The sequence below is a fragment of the Parasphingorhabdus sp. genome (genome assembly GCF_039982395.1).
Classification (GTDB): domain Bacteria; phylum Pseudomonadota; class Alphaproteobacteria; order Sphingomonadales; family Sphingomonadaceae; genus Parasphingorhabdus.
Window position 1 is genome coordinate 678,026 of sequence record NZ_JBDWYO010000006.1, and the last position, 15,647, is coordinate 693,672.

11 protein-coding genes and 1 tRNA gene are annotated in these 15,647 nt (G+C 51.2%); 3 read left to right on the forward strand and 9 right to left on the reverse strand.

Annotated elements, in window-relative coordinates:
* Positions 1-24 precede the first annotated feature (24 nt).
* Positions 25-2,541, forward strand: coding sequence for an ATP-binding protein (locus ABJV08_RS13395; RefSeq protein WP_348039754.1), 2,517 nt, complete (start codon positions 25-27; stop codon positions 2,539-2,541).
* A 7-nt stretch (positions 2,542-2,548) separates the two neighbouring features.
* Here the strand turns inward: ABJV08_RS13395 and ABJV08_RS13400 are convergent, their stop codons facing one another.
* The 8 genes from ABJV08_RS13400 to ABJV08_RS13435 all read right to left on the reverse strand — a co-directional run bounded on the left by ABJV08_RS13400 (position 2,549) and on the right by ABJV08_RS13435 (position 13,862).
* Positions 2,549-3,502: a crotonase/enoyl-CoA hydratase family protein gene (locus ABJV08_RS13400; protein ID WP_348039753.1), complete on the reverse strand. Its 954-nt coding sequence runs from the start codon at positions 3,500-3,502 to the stop codon at positions 2,549-2,551.
* 287 nt (positions 3,503-3,789) lie between these two features.
* Positions 3,790-4,791, reverse strand: a complete 1,002-nt coding sequence (locus ABJV08_RS13405) for an NAD(P)H-dependent glycerol-3-phosphate dehydrogenase (RefSeq protein WP_348039752.1) — start codon at positions 4,789-4,791, stop codon at positions 3,790-3,792.
* 62 nt (positions 4,792-4,853) lie between these two features.
* Entirely contained in the window at positions 4,854-5,783 is a 930-nt protein-coding gene (locus ABJV08_RS13410) for an alpha/beta fold hydrolase (RefSeq protein WP_348039751.1), read from the reverse strand.
* A gap of 8 nt (positions 5,784-5,791) precedes the next feature.
* Positions 5,792-6,655, reverse strand: a complete 864-nt coding sequence (locus ABJV08_RS13415; RefSeq protein ID WP_348039750.1) for a lysophospholipase — start codon at positions 6,653-6,655, stop codon at positions 5,792-5,794.
* Positions 6,652-8,124 (reverse strand): DUF3336 domain-containing protein, encoded by a 1,473-nt coding sequence (locus ABJV08_RS13420; RefSeq protein ID WP_348039749.1) that lies wholly within the window; start codon positions 8,122-8,124, stop codon positions 6,652-6,654. The genes ABJV08_RS13415 and ABJV08_RS13420 overlap by 4 nt, the downstream gene beginning before the upstream one ends.
* An 80-nt stretch (positions 8,125-8,204) precedes the next feature.
* Entirely contained in the window at positions 8,205-9,785 is a 1,581-nt protein-coding gene (locus ABJV08_RS13425; protein WP_348039748.1) for a wax ester/triacylglycerol synthase family O-acyltransferase, read from the reverse strand.
* Between the two features lie 25 nt (positions 9,786-9,810).
* Positions 9,811-12,153, reverse strand: a complete 2,343-nt coding sequence (locus ABJV08_RS13430; protein WP_348039747.1) for a glycerol-3-phosphate 1-O-acyltransferase — start codon at positions 12,151-12,153, stop codon at positions 9,811-9,813.
* Positions 12,154-12,173: 20 nt separating this feature from the next.
* Positions 12,174-13,862, reverse strand: a complete 1,689-nt coding sequence (locus ABJV08_RS13435) for an HAD-IB family hydrolase (protein ID WP_348039746.1) — start codon at positions 13,860-13,862, stop codon at positions 12,174-12,176.
* A 298-nt stretch (positions 13,863-14,160) separates the two neighbouring features.
* On the opposite strand from ABJV08_RS13435, the gene ABJV08_RS13440 reads away from it, so the two are divergent.
* A tRNA-Ser gene (locus ABJV08_RS13440) sits at positions 14,161-14,250 on the forward strand.
* A 147-nt stretch (positions 14,251-14,397) separates the two neighbouring features.
* On the forward strand, positions 14,398-14,778 hold the full coding sequence (gene hspQ / locus ABJV08_RS13445) for a heat shock protein HspQ (RefSeq protein ID WP_348039745.1): 381 nt from the start codon (positions 14,398-14,400) through the stop codon (positions 14,776-14,778).
* A gap of 11 nt (positions 14,779-14,789) precedes the next feature.
* Here the strand turns inward: hspQ and ABJV08_RS13450 are convergent, their stop codons facing one another.
* Positions 14,790-15,647: an ABC transporter permease gene (locus ABJV08_RS13450; protein ID WP_348039744.1), complete on the reverse strand. Its 858-nt coding sequence runs from the start codon at positions 15,645-15,647 to the stop codon at positions 14,790-14,792.

Genomic DNA, 15,647 nt, shown 5'->3' on the forward strand with positions numbered 1-15,647 from the left:
GTGTTGTCCACATCATCGAAAAACATGAGTAAGTCGCACAAGCACCACATGCACCGGCACGGTAGTATGGATGGTCAGGCCCGCGATCGCGAACATGAGATGATTAAGAACCGGATCGTGTTGATCGTTATCGCATGGTCTGCCTGCGCTCTGCTCGATGCAGCCGTTGGATTGATTGTCGGTTTTGGCGTCTATTTTGCGCTAAGCATCTCAATCGCCATTGCGTATCGCTTAAACCCAAAAACCTCTAACATGCGCCGTTTCGTAGGTCTGTGCATCGACTTTGGCGCAGCGGCTTTCCTCTTTCAAATTGGCGGAGCAAGCTTCGCGGCTGTCTATCCGTTACTCCTCTGGGTCATTCTCGGAAACGGCTTTCGATTTGGCGTGAAGTGGCTTTTCCTGGCTTCCGCGATGGCGACCATCGCGTTTGGATGGACCGCCTATAGCGTCGACTATTGGCGCAACAGTCCATCACTATCGATCGGGTTACTGATCGGACTGGTGATCATACCGGCATATTGCTCGACACTGATAACGAAAATTTCGCTAGCCAAGGAAGAGGCGGAAGCCGCAAATAAAGCAAAAAGCCTGTTTTTGGCCAGCATTAGTCATGAATTGCGCACTCCGCTAAATGCTATCATCGGCTACGGCACGCATCTTCTTGAGCAGAATATGCCGGACAAACAACATCAGATGATTGCCACCAGCGTGTCTGCCGGCCGTCACCTTTTGCATTTGATCAATCAATTGCTAAACTTCGCGCAGTCCGACTCCCGCGATGAACTGCCCGAACCAAAACCATTCTCTCTCGTCGATGTTCTTTCCGAGGTTCGCAATATCATGCAAATTGCGGCTGAGGAAAAAGGTCTGGATATCATCCTTCAAGCAGAACCAAGCAGCAATCAGCTCATCTCTGGCCAATTGGACTCCGTCCGCAATATCCTTATCAATCTCACCAGCAATGCTGTGAAATTCACCGAATCTGGATCTGTCACCTTACGATGTGGAATGGGTGTTGCGAACGGCCAAAATCAGATGTGGGTTGCCGTCACTGACACGGGCCCTGGCATTCCAAAAGAGGCGCAACAGAAAATTTTTAACGTTTTCCAACAGGCAAATGACAATATTGTGAGCGAATTCGGCGGAACCGGGCTGGGATTGGCGATTTGTGAAAAACTCGCTAGCCAGATGGGTGGCGAGATATCTGTGGACAGTGCGCTTGGCGCAGGCAGCACATTCACTTTGTCTTTTCCAACCGAAATTGTTCAAATTGAAGAGCTTAACACCGATGATAACACGGTAAAAATCCTATCTCTGACAATGGATGAGCATCCGCCGGTCATCTGCAACGCTGAAAACCAACCATTGATCGTCGATCATATCCAGTGCCATCCGTCAGACAATATCGAGACCATTTTGTTGGAACGCAATCTCCAAACCTATGATATTGCGCTGCTAGACGGCGCCATTGCGGGTGATCATGATGATCAATCTCCGATGTGGTCGATGTTCCAGAAAGCCAAACTTCCCCCGGTTCTTCTGGCTAAAGGCAAAGAGAAAAACCTCAAAGACCTGCAGTTGAGAGCGGCTTTCGCCACTCTGTTGCCGGCGGGCTCTGATTTTGATGCAATTCGAAGTGCGGCCCAGATTGGTTGTTCATTTGCAGGCTCAGGCGCGAGGCAACAGACGGAAACCATAGACGATTGCGAGACACCACAAATAGCTTCCGTTCGGGTGCTGATCGCAGACGACAACCGCACCAATCAAATGGTTCTTGAAACCATATTGTCCAACGCGGGCCACGAAGTTACCGCGGTCGCAGATGGAGACAAAGCGCTGGAGGAACTCGAAAAGAGCGCGTTCGATATCGTTTTTCTAGACGTCAACATGCCGATCATGGGTGGCATTGAATGTTGTAAACTTTGGCGGCAAATTGAAGGTCCAAGGAAACATATTCCGATCATCGGATTGACCGCCGATTCAACCGAAGAAACCGAAAAACGATGTCTCGATGCCGGAATGGATTTGCGGATGACCAAACCAATAGAGGCACAGGAATTGATGGATGTGATCGCCTCACAGACCGTCACACATGACGATCCAGCCGCTGATGAAGTGGCTCCAGATCCGTTAGGAGTGGTCAGCAGGCTCGACAATCAAGTCAGCGTTCCTGACTCTCCTGTCGTGGATCCAACACAGCTAGATTACCTGCTCTCCATCGGAGACTCGGCTTTTGTTAACTCCATCGTAAAGGCCTATTTGGAAGATACCGGCGAGATACTGATCGCTTTCAGAAAGTCCGTAGAGGACCAGTCTGTTGATGATTTTCGCTTTCATGCCCATGCTTTCAAGAGCGGAGCTGCCAATATCGGAGCAACGCGCATCATTGAAATATGTTCAAAACTCGAGGTGATCGGTGAACAGGATTTCAGGGATCGTCGATTTGAATATCTAACAAAAGTTGAGCAGCAGGTTGAAGATGTTGGCGCCTATTTCGCAGCCGTATCAACGAGCGATACGAGCAAAGCAGCCAACGTGTAGTCCGAGTTTAGACGGTTCGGAGCGAACGTTTTATGCGCCGTTCCTGCGCCGTTGCCAGCCGTTCCATCTTCCGGACATCTGCTTCTTCCAGAAATAGCGCAGTTTCAGCCCAAGTATCAGTTATCTCCAGCAGTTCTTCCAAGCTCACGGGATCAGCGATTTTGCGAGCATTATAGACCGCACGTTCGGCATGGAAACGTCTTCTATTTTCTTTCGTATACTCAACGATGGCAGCTTCACCCTCGCCATCCTCCGCTAAGATATCGACGACACCCAGGTCATACAATTCGGTTGCGGTGAACATTTTGCCTTCAAGAATGAACCGTTCCGTATCGCGTCGTCCGAGACGCTGACGCAAGAAACTATATGCGCCCATTCCGGGAAAGAGATTGAACAATATTTCCGGTAGTCCCATCCGAGCGCTTTTTTCCGCGACCAGAATATCAAATGCCAATGCATGTTCAAAACCGCCGCCCAATGCATCACCCTGAACAAGCGCCATCGTGATGATGGGGGCTCCAAAACCGGTGCTATTTTCATATTGCATATGAACGCACGTGCGAGCATATTTTTTCAACGCGCCTAAATCACGACGGCGGATACAATCTGCAAAATGCTTTAAATCACCACCAAGATTGTAAATGCCAGGCGTCCGGGACCCACAGACAAAATAGCGCAAAGGATCTGAGTCTTTGGAACCGCCCATCGCATAGTTGGAGTGTATCCAGTCCTGTACCTGCTGAATTTCGTCACCAAGGTCATAGGTATAGCTTGGTCGCGATTTCTGGTTCATATAACACCAGAATATTTCATCCGAGCGGTCAAACCGCAGTTCAATTTCCTTGAACTGTTTTTCGAAAATATTGGCTTCAGAATCTGGCGATGCTTGAACTAGCATATCATTCACCTCAATGAGCAAATTCTGTCCGGCATCATTGGCCGCTCGACTGCTAAAGTCCATACCATACTCCTTATGTGACAAAGTTGCTCGACAATACTCAGCCTAACAAACTCCTCTGCCTACGGTATGGAATTTTATGATATGACCCATTTCAAAGCAAGTAAAACTAAGAAGATTTCGTAACATGCTTAATTGATTCAAAAATTTGCTTATCTTTGCGCCATTTGAGTGAAAATGAACAAGCGGAAATCGTTAATATTCGGCACATTATGACCGTCTTTTTCCAATTTACCTTTCCATTTTGGGTCCCATTATGAGTGTTTTCACTTCCAAACGGTCACATGGGATCAACCCGCTTCTGACTCAGCCCCGGCTGATTGGTTCACCAATCCGCGGAACGCTCGCACGGCAGATCGATTGCCTTTGGTTACTTCAAACACATCCTCAGCAATGGGCATCGCGACACCATATTTCTTGGCCAAAGCGATAACGGTCGGCGCACTTTTGACGCCTTCAGCAACCATCAGCATCTCGTCGATGATTTCATCAATATGACGACCTTTGCCAAGCTCTACCCCGACATGACGATTGCGGCTTAGCGGGCTTGTACATGTGGCGATCATATCGCCCATTCCGGTAAGCCCAGAGAATGTTTCCGGCTTGCCTCCCATGGCGACGCCCAATCGTGTGATTTCCGCAAGGCCTCTAGTAATCAAGGCCGATCGCGTATTGTCCCCTGCCCCCAGACCATCTCCCATACCAACCGCGATGGCGATGATATTTTTTAACACCCCACCCAATTCGCAACCCAGCAGATCCGTATTTGTGTAGACGCGAAAGAGGCCGGAGTGGAAAAGCTGCTGCAGCTGTTTCACAATAATCTCGTCTTCCATGGAAATTACGCTGGCGGCAGCCTGCCCGGCCATGATTTCGCGCGCCAGATTGGGGCCGGTCAGAACGCCCACCGGGTGACCCGGCAGGACCTGTTCGATAACCTCGGTCATTCGCATGCTGGTAGCCAGTTCCAAGCCTTTGGTGAGACTGATCACCGGCACCCAAGGCCGAAGATGTGGCTTGGCTTGTTCCAACACGTTCCGAAAGTTGCTGGACGGTATGCCCATGATCAGCACGTCGGCACCTGCAACCGCCTCACCAATCTCGGAGGTCGCGGTCAAAGCCGAAGGCAATTTTATATCCGGCAAATATTTGCTGTTGCGGTGATTGTTGTTGATGTCGTTGACGGTTTCAGAATCCCGTGCCCACAGCTTTATCGGCGCATTGCGTGAAACCAAAGAGGCAACTGTGGTTCCCCATGACCCGCCGCCGAGCAACCCAACTTTCAATTCCATAACCATCCCTCCATGGACGACTCCTCGAATGGGAGTGCATCCTGTTTAAACTGAAGGGAATTTTAGTTTTTTGCAAGGAACTCCAGATGACGTTCTGCGGTTGCTTTTGGATTTTCGATCATCGGTACATGCCCGACATTCTCAAAAATCACTGATTCAGCATTGGCGATGCCATTTTCCAGCACGTCAACGCAGCTGACATCAATCAACTGGTCATGGCGTCCCCAAATGATAAGCGTCGGTGCCTTCACTTGATCCAGCTGATCATTCAGGGATCTGACCGTGCTATCTTCGACCAAGTTCCAGAATATCTTATCGAGCAGATCGCGGTGTACCGCGAAATCCTCGTAAAAAATCTTCCGAAACTGTCCAGGAATTTTCATCGGTTTATGGGCAACAAAAGCCAGCATTCGTTTCACATCGTCCGGGCTATGGATTTCAAGGGGGTTATTGCCGTCCTGCGCTTCTTTCTGAAGCTTGCTTTCATTGGCCCCCACCACTCCCGCATTGTTGAACAAGGTCATGCTGATCAAGCGCTCTGGATAATCCAGAGCGAAACGCAAGGAAACGAAACCGCCCATGCTATTGCCACCAATATGACATTTCTCAATGCCCATCGCATCGAGAAAATCCCGCACACGCGCCGCCTGCGTGGTCATGTCATAGTCACGGTTGATATCCCGAATATTCTCACCGAAACCCGGGAGATCAGGAGCAATCAAACGGTATTTGCCGACAATCTCGGAAGCATAGGCCGCCCAATTGTCCTTGTCCGCGCCAAAGCCGTGCAACAGCACCAACGGTTCGGCATCGGGAGAGCCACCTTCCAGATAGGGCCAAAGCATATCCCCCACTCTGATCGACTTGGCCGTCAATTTTCCTTTTTTTCGCAATGCACTGCGGAAAAAGTCGAATAGAGTCCTGGGGAACAAAACATAGAGAGCAATCAGCCCCACCATGACGACACCCAAAATGGTGATGAATATTCCCATATTCTGAACTATCCTTTTTCAATCGAAAACTGCTGGTCCATCCAATCAGTCATATCATTCAAAACTTGGTCTTTTTCCGGTTCATTGAAGATCTCGTGAAACAAATCTGGATAGATTTTGAGCATTTTTTCGCTTGAGGAAACATGGGCCTCTAGGAATTTTGAGCCTTCTGCAGCGGCAAGGCTGTCATTCTCGCCATGGAGCATAAGCAGTGGCAGCGATATCTTGTCGGCATTTTGTTGAACATTGGTCATATTGTTCAGCATTTCGGCAGCCAGTCTCGCGCCCATCTTCCCGTTGTAAACGAGCGGATCAGCGAGATAGTCTGCCACGACGGCCGGGTCTCGACTGACTCCATTTGAATCGAGTTCCAGCACCCCAAGCTTTGGAAAACAGGTAGACAATAGGCCACTTACGGCCTTGAGGAATGTAGAGGGCTCTTCTGCCGCTTTGACCGCCGGACCGGACAAGACGCAGGCAGCAAATTTGGATTGTTCCGTCAACAGATAGCTAGCGCTGATCAAGCCGCCCATGCTGTGTCCAACCAGAACGATTGGCAAGTCTGGAAAATCCTGTTTCGCAAGCGCTAGCACTTGATCTACACCATCATGAAATACGGAAAAGTCCGGAACAAATCCTGGAATGCCATCGGACTTCCCATGGCCCCAATGGTCGACAGCGTAGACGCCATAGCCGGCTCCCACACAATGTTCCGCGAAATACTGATATCGTCCCGCATGCTCCGCATAACCATGAATGAGCAGGATCACTGCTTTCGGAGTGCCATCAGGCAGCCACTTCTGCCAGTGGAGCTTCGCTGCCGCCGCTTTGGAATTCTCCGGAAGCGTCAGAGTCCCGTCTTCATGTATCAAGCGATCTTCCTTTTCACGACAATTTCGTGATCATGTGCCAGTTCATTTTCATATTCAAACAATATTCGATCAAGCGTCTGGCTGATCTTGCTTTGCGTCCGAACCATCTCGAGCTTTGGCCATGTAGTACGCTCGCCAAGTTCTATAAGTTCGGCAATATCCTCGACCGGCAAATTGCTTAAAAGCTTGGACGGCCCCCAGAACATTGTCGGGCGTATAATATTGATATCCCCGGTATAATCCTGATTAATGACCGACAGAGCCATATTGGCCATACTGTTCAAACGCGGAAAATAGGACAGCGGTTTTTGCATGATTTCTACATTGGCATTGAGCCATGCTTTCATGGTTGCTGTCGATGCATTGCGGATGGATGAAAGCGGATTGCGTTTGTGGCTGACATCTGTGGCGAATGGAGTGATCAAGGGGTTGGCTTGACTTACGATGTGATGATTGACGCCATAGAGCCGCGCGAGCCTTTTGACCGGCAGATCATGCGTCACCGAACCATCGACCCATTTGCGGTTTGGCAAATAGGGAACCCGTTCGCCACGATGGTTTTTGGCGGCCAATGTGACCGGCGGATAAATGCCAGGCACGGCACAAGAGGCCAAGACCGCTTCCCTTATATAAACATTCGGGGATGCAATCGCATTCAAAAGTCTTGACGTTTGGTGCTTTTCCGACGGAGCGATCGAGACATTCAAATGACGCCCAGTGAGCTCATAGGCTTCCTGGAATGTCAGATCGGGCAGCATGTCTGACAGACGCTGGCGTATTTCATCCGCACGCATTCGTCTGGCACCGCCCATGAATCCGCCCTGCCCGTCATCTTCGTGATCCGCACCGATGATCAGGTTTTCAGGCTTGAAGAAAGGCGGGATGTCTTGATCTGTATGAGTGCTGATTAGAGCGCCAACCACCGAACCGCCACTAGAACCGGACATGATATGCGGCAACAAGCCTTCCTGCCAAAGCGCCTTGGCGACACCGACATGGAAATAGAGATAGGCGCCAGAGCCGCTCATCAGGAATGCTGATCGCCCATAGCAATGTTGCGCTCGACGGAAAAAATCGAGCTTTTCTTCAAACGGTATATCGGTGACCTTGTCGCTCGCCAGATATTCTAGGGAGTTTGCGATCGCGTCGACATAATCCTGGATTAGCCGTTTGGTCCCAAATTTTGCTTTCTGGTGGAGACGGGCGTTGCCCATGCCATCCATATTCCCGTGAATACCCTCGTTCAGTGCATATAGAAGCCCCGCATTATCTTGTGACTTCCAAAGCTTGGAGAGGCGTTTCAGACGGCGGCGAATAGAGTTATGGTCAAAATGCTTACTCTCGTCAGCCGCCTTCCAAATATCGACTCCGGTGGATTTGTCGTGGGCTTTGGCGGCCTTCGACCATTCGGAATAGCTTTTGGCTTGCGCCATCGCTTTTTCCATCTTCAAAGTCGTGTTCAGGATCATCTTCGATTCACTCTTTCACCAAAATTACGCATGGGAACGTTCGCAGCCCGAAATGGGACCGCGTACAATCTATCCGCTCCTTATTTCACTTTCGGCTTGCCTTCGCCGGTCACTTTTGTTGCGACTGTTCTGGGCTTTTTGGCAACCCGTCGATACATCGCCGAACCTTCTTTGGGTGTAGCCGTTTTTTTTGATGCCGCGGTCGTCTTTTTGGTTTGGTTGGCATCTGCACTCGGCTTGGCGTCCTGCAGTTCTTTGAAGGCCCTTTGCAGGCATTCCCGGAAAAATTCAACATCTGGCATCATTTTCCGGTCGGAAATGATGCTGAAAGAAATGGTTCCATTATAGCTCGGCGTGGCGATGAACAGGCCCATGCCGTGTGCCAGAGGTGCCAGCCCATATTGATGAGTGAGCTTTGCGCCATTCATATACAGCTGGCTTTGTGGCCCGGGCACGTTGGAAACCATCAAATTGCTCATTTTCGGAGCAAAGCGTTCGTCGGTCAAAATCCGCGCAACCCCGGCCATTGTGACGCCAGGAATATGTTTGGTTAGATCGGTCATGATCCGCGCACTGAGCCCGGACTTTGCGGCCTTGGTTTCGCGCGTCGTGTCCCTGATCGCTGCAAGCCGCTTGACCGGATCAGCAATATTTGACGAAATTTTGATCGTCATTGCAGAGATATTATTTCCAGGATTGGCTTCATCACCAGACCGGCTGCGGGCGTTGACCGGCGCGACAGCAACGAGGGAATCTTTCGGCAGCTCTTTGTGTTTGGTCAGATAGTGCCGCAACGCGCCGCTGCAGATAGACAGCACAACATCATTGATCGTCGCATCGGCCACTTTGAGACGCATTTTCTTCATCTCGCCGAGATCAAATGTGACAGCATCGAACATTTTGTGGGGCGTAACGGGGCCGTTGAACCGTGTTTCGGGAACACCGGATTCAGTTTTCTCGCCCCCCGGTGTCAGATTTTTTTGAGCAGATGAGAGAAGAGCCGGCGCAAATTTCAGCAATGCCTGGGCCAGTTTCACCGGCGACGTCACCGTGCTGTTGACCGCCCTATTCAATATCTCGGATGCTGTCGGCAGGTCATTGGCGGCGGACTTGCCTTCGGGCAAAGGTATCGCCGGCGTGCCTTTTGTATCCTTGTCCGATATCGCGGCAAAGAAATGCGCACCAGACACACCGTCGATGGTGGAATGATGAATCCGCGTCAAAATAGCATAGCTGCCCTTGGCATAGCCCGGAATATTGTCGAGCCCCTCTAGCACATACATGTCCCAGAGTGGTCGGGTCATATCCAGAGGTTTGCTGTGATGACGGGCGACATGAATACAGAATTGCCGCCAGTCGCCTGGTTCGGGCAACCGGCTATGGGAAATATGGGCCTCTAGATCAAAATGCTCGTCTTCGACCCAATAGGGGTGATCTATATCCAGCGGCAGACGGTATAGCTTCCGTTTGAACATCGGCGAAACGTCGAGACGCTTACGCATATGCTCAATGATATCCTTGAACCTGACTTTTCCACCCGGCGCAGTCGATGGGTCGTAGATATAGACCGCCATCACATGGGTAAGGTTGGTCGCGGACTGAATATAGAGAAACTGGGCATCCTGCGCGCTCAGCTGGCTTATATTGCTCGGCTCGGTCATCCTTATGTCCTTTCGACAGTGCGGATCATTCAAATATCTTATCGGCTAGCGCCAGGACTTCGAGCCGGGATTTCTCCATACGACGGGAAAGTGCCCTAAACTTCCGCAGCAACGCTTTGCGCTCTGCGATCGTGTCGGGGGTTGTCTCTCCAGTCAGCCCAAGGCCGGCAGCCATTTTGAAACCATTTTCAAACAGAATTTTCCCGATCGAGGATTCGCTGGTGATCCGGCGGAGCAAATAGGCTTGCTGCCCCTCTTTCAATGCCATTTCGACACATGTTTTCTTGTCAATGGCATTGCCCGGTTCCAGCCGTGACAGGATATCCAGAACGATCGTATAAGCCTCAACGAAAGGCAAAAACACAGCATGGCCAATCAGCGGCTGGAAACGGTTGGTCAGACTAGCCAGTTTCACGCCCCCCTCCGCTAGCTTTGCTTTCCATTCCGGATCAACTCGCTGCAATTCGGCTTCGAGATTCTGGCGATATTCCTGTTTCTCGGGATAGAAAAATTCGAACTTGAACAAATCACGAAGGCGATCCGTCTCTTCCCAGAAAATATCTGCAGCATTTCCGTCTTTGATCTCGCGCGCCTTGAAGATCGATAGTTCGATTATGGCTTTGTCCAAGAAATGATGGATGATCGAGTTGCGATAATAGCTGGCGATAGGATGCTGATCTGGCTCGATGGCATAAACCAGCGACGACCCTTTGTCATATCGGACCAACAAACCGTTGTTCACCAAAGTCTCAACGGTGCGCTGGATGCCCTCGAGATTTTGCTCGGTCAGGTCTTCGCTTAGCCGAATATCCCGTTCTCGAGCCCATCCGATCAAGAAATTAACGACCGCGCGCAACTCGTCCTCTGTCATTGCTCGCGGTGCTGTGCCGAGAAGACAAAGGCACATGAGAGACGTCAGGGTCAAAGGCGTCGCCCGATTGGCCTGCACCGCAACCTCGAAAGCCATTTTTGACAAGGCTAGCCGGTCGTTCGGATTGGGTGCTTTCTTGACAACTACGGGTTCGCCAAAATCCACGTAGACTTTGCCCATCGGTTCTTTCAAGCTTCGCATATAGCCGATGAACCAGCTTAGGGATTCTGGCTTTTTGATCCGGCCGGTCTGTTCACTGGCATATTCTTCGACATCGCGGATCAGGTCAAAACTGGTAACAACCGGAATGATATGCACATTTTCAATATCATTGCTGTGCGCGCTATCCATGACATATTTGAGCAATCCGTAACGCGGTGGCATCAGCTTGCCGAGCCTTGAGCGCGTGCCCTCAAACGCCCAGGTCATGGGAAAGCGCTTTTCCAGCAGATAGCTGACATAATAGCGCAGGACGAGCTTGTAGACCGGGTTATTCTCAAAACTCCGCCGGATAAAAATGGTGCCAGCGCGGCGCAGCATGAAGCCCAGGCCAAAGAAATCCAGGTTAATGCCGCCAAATACATGGATGAGCGGCAAGTCGTTTTTATAGGCCAGATCGGTAGCGGTCACACCATCGATGTAGGTTTTGTGTGTAAACAGCAGCAACGTAGGATATTCCCGCATGGTCTTGCGCAATCGGGTCAGTTCTTTGCGATCAAAAACCACCTCGTCCTCATAGCCCTGAGACAGCATGAACCGATCGAGCTTGGCCTTCATGTCTATGAACATCGGGCTAGGCCTTGCGATCAACTCCTTCATATATTTTGCAGCTTGTTCGTAGAGCGCGGCCTCACTCTCGCCACGGTCATTCGCAAGTGTGGTCATTGCTGTTCGGAAACGTGCATCACTGCGCAAACCGTCCGCGACATGCCGGGGCACTTTATAGCGACGTCCGCGCAAGCCACGCTCGGCAATATCCAGCACAAGGCCCGCCTGCCGCACCACAAAAGCCGCAAATTCGGAATTATCGGTCTGGTCATAATCTTTGCTGATCTCGGCAAAACGCAGTTTGAGTTCATCAATCGTGGCCGGTTGACCTGTAAGGCAATGGGCCCGGCGTTTGTTGCGCAGGAGAATAGATCGGGCGCGAAAACTGCCCGGATTGCGCGGGTCACCAAAGATGACATGCCGCATTTTTACGGCACGGCTTTTTTCAAAATTCGGAATGCGCCAAGCGATGCGAACCGGCACAACCAGAGTGTCCGGATTTTCTTTCAATTTTTCCGCCAAAGGCCCTAGCCGCGTCACTGCTCGCTCATTGGATATCGGCAGGCTCACCCAATTCAGCTTTCCGCCAGGCCCGCCCTCGGCCATGGATGTGTGGAGCCAATCCAGCAGATGCCGGCGTTCGACGCGATTGCGCGCATCAATTACAAATAGCTTCGGGCCTTGCGCCAGCAGCGGTCCGGAAATTGCTATTTGTGTTGCTTCGTCCATTCCCGTTCCTTGATGTCAGACTATTTCGCCGGTGCCACTTTTTTGGACTTTGCCGGCGATGCTTTCTTTACCGGGGTAGATCGACTAGCCGTCCGCTTTGCAACGGGTTTTTTCACTGTTGCTTTCTTGGCTACCGGTTTTCGCGCTGCAGACTTTTTTGCAGCCGGTTTTTTTGTTGCAGATGCAGGTTTCCTGGTCTGGCTTGCACCAGCTCGCTTGGCTGCCGGCCGCTCTTTGTTGACCAGCGCCTCAAGCGCATCCTCTTCTTCCCCTTGCCCGAGGGCGTCGAGGAACATGCCACGCACTTCTGCGACATGTTCGTTCATTGTCCGGATAGACCATTTGCTGGTGTCCACCGCAGGCAATATATCAACTTTCACTTTTGCGGGCCGCATTAGAAATTCGTTTTTGGGCGCAACATCGCCAGCATTGTGAATGACGATGGGTACCATCGGAACGCCCGCCTGGATCGCCATATGGAACGCACCTTTTTTGAACGGGCCGAGTTTCGGCGAGAGTGTGCGCGTGCCTTCTGGTGCAATAACGATCGACTTGCCGTCGTTCTTAACCGCATCAATTAGCGGCGCCATGGCCTTGATCGCGCTGCCCGCATTGGCACGATCGACAAAAACCGTCCCCGCCAACTCCATCAGTTTGCCAATCACTGGCGTATCGCGCACTTCCTTCTTAGCCACGCCGCCCATGTCCCGTCGGATCAGCTTGGCGAGGATCATCACGTCCGCCTTGCTCTGATGATTGAAGACGAAAATACAGGGCCGTGAAGTCCAAAGATTTTCTTCGCCCCCCACTTCCAGCTCGCAGCCGGTCAGCGCAGTCGCAATATCTCCAAACAAACCAGTCGAAAAGTTCATCGCTTCACGCTGAGATCCGGTCAACGCCCAGATCGGCAACGAAGCGACAGCCGAGCCGATCAGTGATCCCGTCGCATAAATGGTCCGCACATAGTCGACAGGCTTGCCCTGCCCCCGACTTTCATAGCTTTCCAGCGGCCAGTCATTTTCCCGCGCCGCTTCCCGCAATTTCGTATTGGGATTCAAGGGCCGCGGCTTGCCGACACGCTCCATCAATTCGATATCGTCATAGCTGTCAGAGTAGAAATAGCTCTTGTCCAGATTCAGACCATAGTCCGCCGCAAGATTTTCTGCTGCAATGACCTTGCCTTCGCCAAAGCATAACGGCCTGATGATATTGCCGGTAAATTCACCATTTTCGACTTCATATTGCGAGCAGAGCACATGCTCGATTTCGAGATCGCGAGCAGTCGGCTCGATCTGATAGATGGTTGCGGAGGATACAATGGCAATCGTATGCCCCTTGGCCCGATGCGCTTCAATCAACGCGCGCGTCTCTGGATAGACCTTGCGCGCGATATGCTTTTCATAAAGCTCTTCTCCAAATTCGAAGTAGCTGTCCTCGGTCACGCCCTTCATGAATTTTGCCGCGCCCGACATCAGGCCCGAAAAGCCCATGTTACCGGTGCTATATTGGGCCATTACATTGACGGTTTCGACGATTTCCTCAGCGGTCATTTCCCTCCGCTTGATTTTTTCCCACAACATTGCAGTCGCAGAATATCCGGCAATGATCGTGCCATCGAAATCGAACAAAGCAGCGATATGGGCTCCTTCAGGAGCATCCAAAACATCTTGCAAATGGGATTGATATTCAGCCATTTTCTTCTTGCTCATTCGAATGTCCTTTGCCCAGATTCCTTCGTGCCAAAAAACAAGACCATTTCCCAGTGAATATTGGAGAAACGGTCGATTCACTGCATGATTGGCGACAAATGCCCCCTTAACCGCAAATCCTGTTAGAAAAATGAAGAAATTGGCAGATGTAGTTTGCTCGAAATGCGGAGATTCGCACCGGCTTTGATTCAAGTGGCCAACACAGCATTATTTCACCATGGCCAAGGCCAATAATTTCCGGGCCTTGATATGGGTTGCGGGGCCGCGCGATGATCGCTACACGCTGCCCCGTCTATGAGGTGCGTTGGCTGAGTGGTCGAAAGCGCCGCACTCGAAATGCGGTATGCCAGCAATGGTATCTAGGGTTCGAATCCCTAACGCACCTCCACAGACAGGCTTCGAAAACCGCGACGCCCAAAACTATCAGAACCACTCCTATCAAATGATCCTAATGGCGGCCCAATAAGGTGCACCCTTGCCATAAAGATACCGATGCGGCGCTTGCATATCATCCCAAAGCGCTTAAATTGCCAACATGCACTCATTAGATCCATTCAAGTCCGGCAATCCGCTACCGCCGAATACACCAGACATTCTCGATGCGCGTTTCGCGATTGGCGATGTGGTCCGGCATCGCATTTTTGATTTTCGCGGTGTGATCTATGATATCGATCCGGTGTTCGCCAATAGCGATGAATGGTACGAAGCCATTCCGAAAGATATACAACCCCCCAAAGATCAGCCCTTTTACCATCTTTTTGCGGAAAATGCGGACAGCAGCTATGTTGCCTATGTCAGCCAGCAGAATCTTTTGTCTGACGACAGTGGCGAACCGATCAGCCATCCTGATGTCGCGAGATTGTTTCAGCCGGACGACAATGGAAAATATAAGCTAAATCAAATCCATCGCCACTAAGGCCTCAAGAATCAGGATTTTATCTTCCAACCGGCCTTCAGCAGCACATAGCAAATCAACGCCAGACCGACATTAATCGCCAGCAATATGATTGCGCCTAGCCCAACGGGTGAATCCGCTTCGCCCAGAAATCCGTAGCGAAATCCGGATATCGCATAGAAGAACGGGTTTGCGTGGCTTACCGTCTGGAAGGCGGGAGACAGACGGTCGATCGAATAAAATGTGCCGGACAAAAGCGCGAGCGGTGCGACGACAAAATTGCTGACTGCAGCCGCATGGTCGAATTTTTCAGCCCAGATAGACGTCAAGACGCCGAGCAACGCCAGCATCGCTGAACCCATGATTCCGAACCAGAGCACCGCCCACCAATGGGCAACGGAAACATTGACACCCGGCCAGAAAAACATCGCTAGCCAGACCGCAAAACCGACCAAAGCCGCGCGGGTCATGGAGGATGTGACCAAGGCCGCCAGCAATTCTCCGACTGACAAAGGCGGGGTGAGATAATCGACAATAGTGCCCTGAATCTTGCCAACCAGCATGGCAAAGCTGCTGTTGGCAAAGGCATTTTGCAACATGCCCATGCAGATCAGGCCAGGCGCTATGAAATCCGCGAAAGGCACACCCAAAACGGTACGGCCGCCTCGCCCCATAGCCACGGTGAAGATGATCAGGAACAGCAAAGTTGTGATCGATGGCGCCCAAACGGTCTGCAACTGGACCTTGAAAAAGCGCCGGACTTCTTTCCAATATAGCGCCAAAAATCCAGCCCAATTGACGCCGCGAATGACTGGCACGCCCGGTTCCGCAAAACCCGGCGCACTCATCGGACTATTGCTTGTTTGATCTTTTTTAGGTTGGTCTAGCAT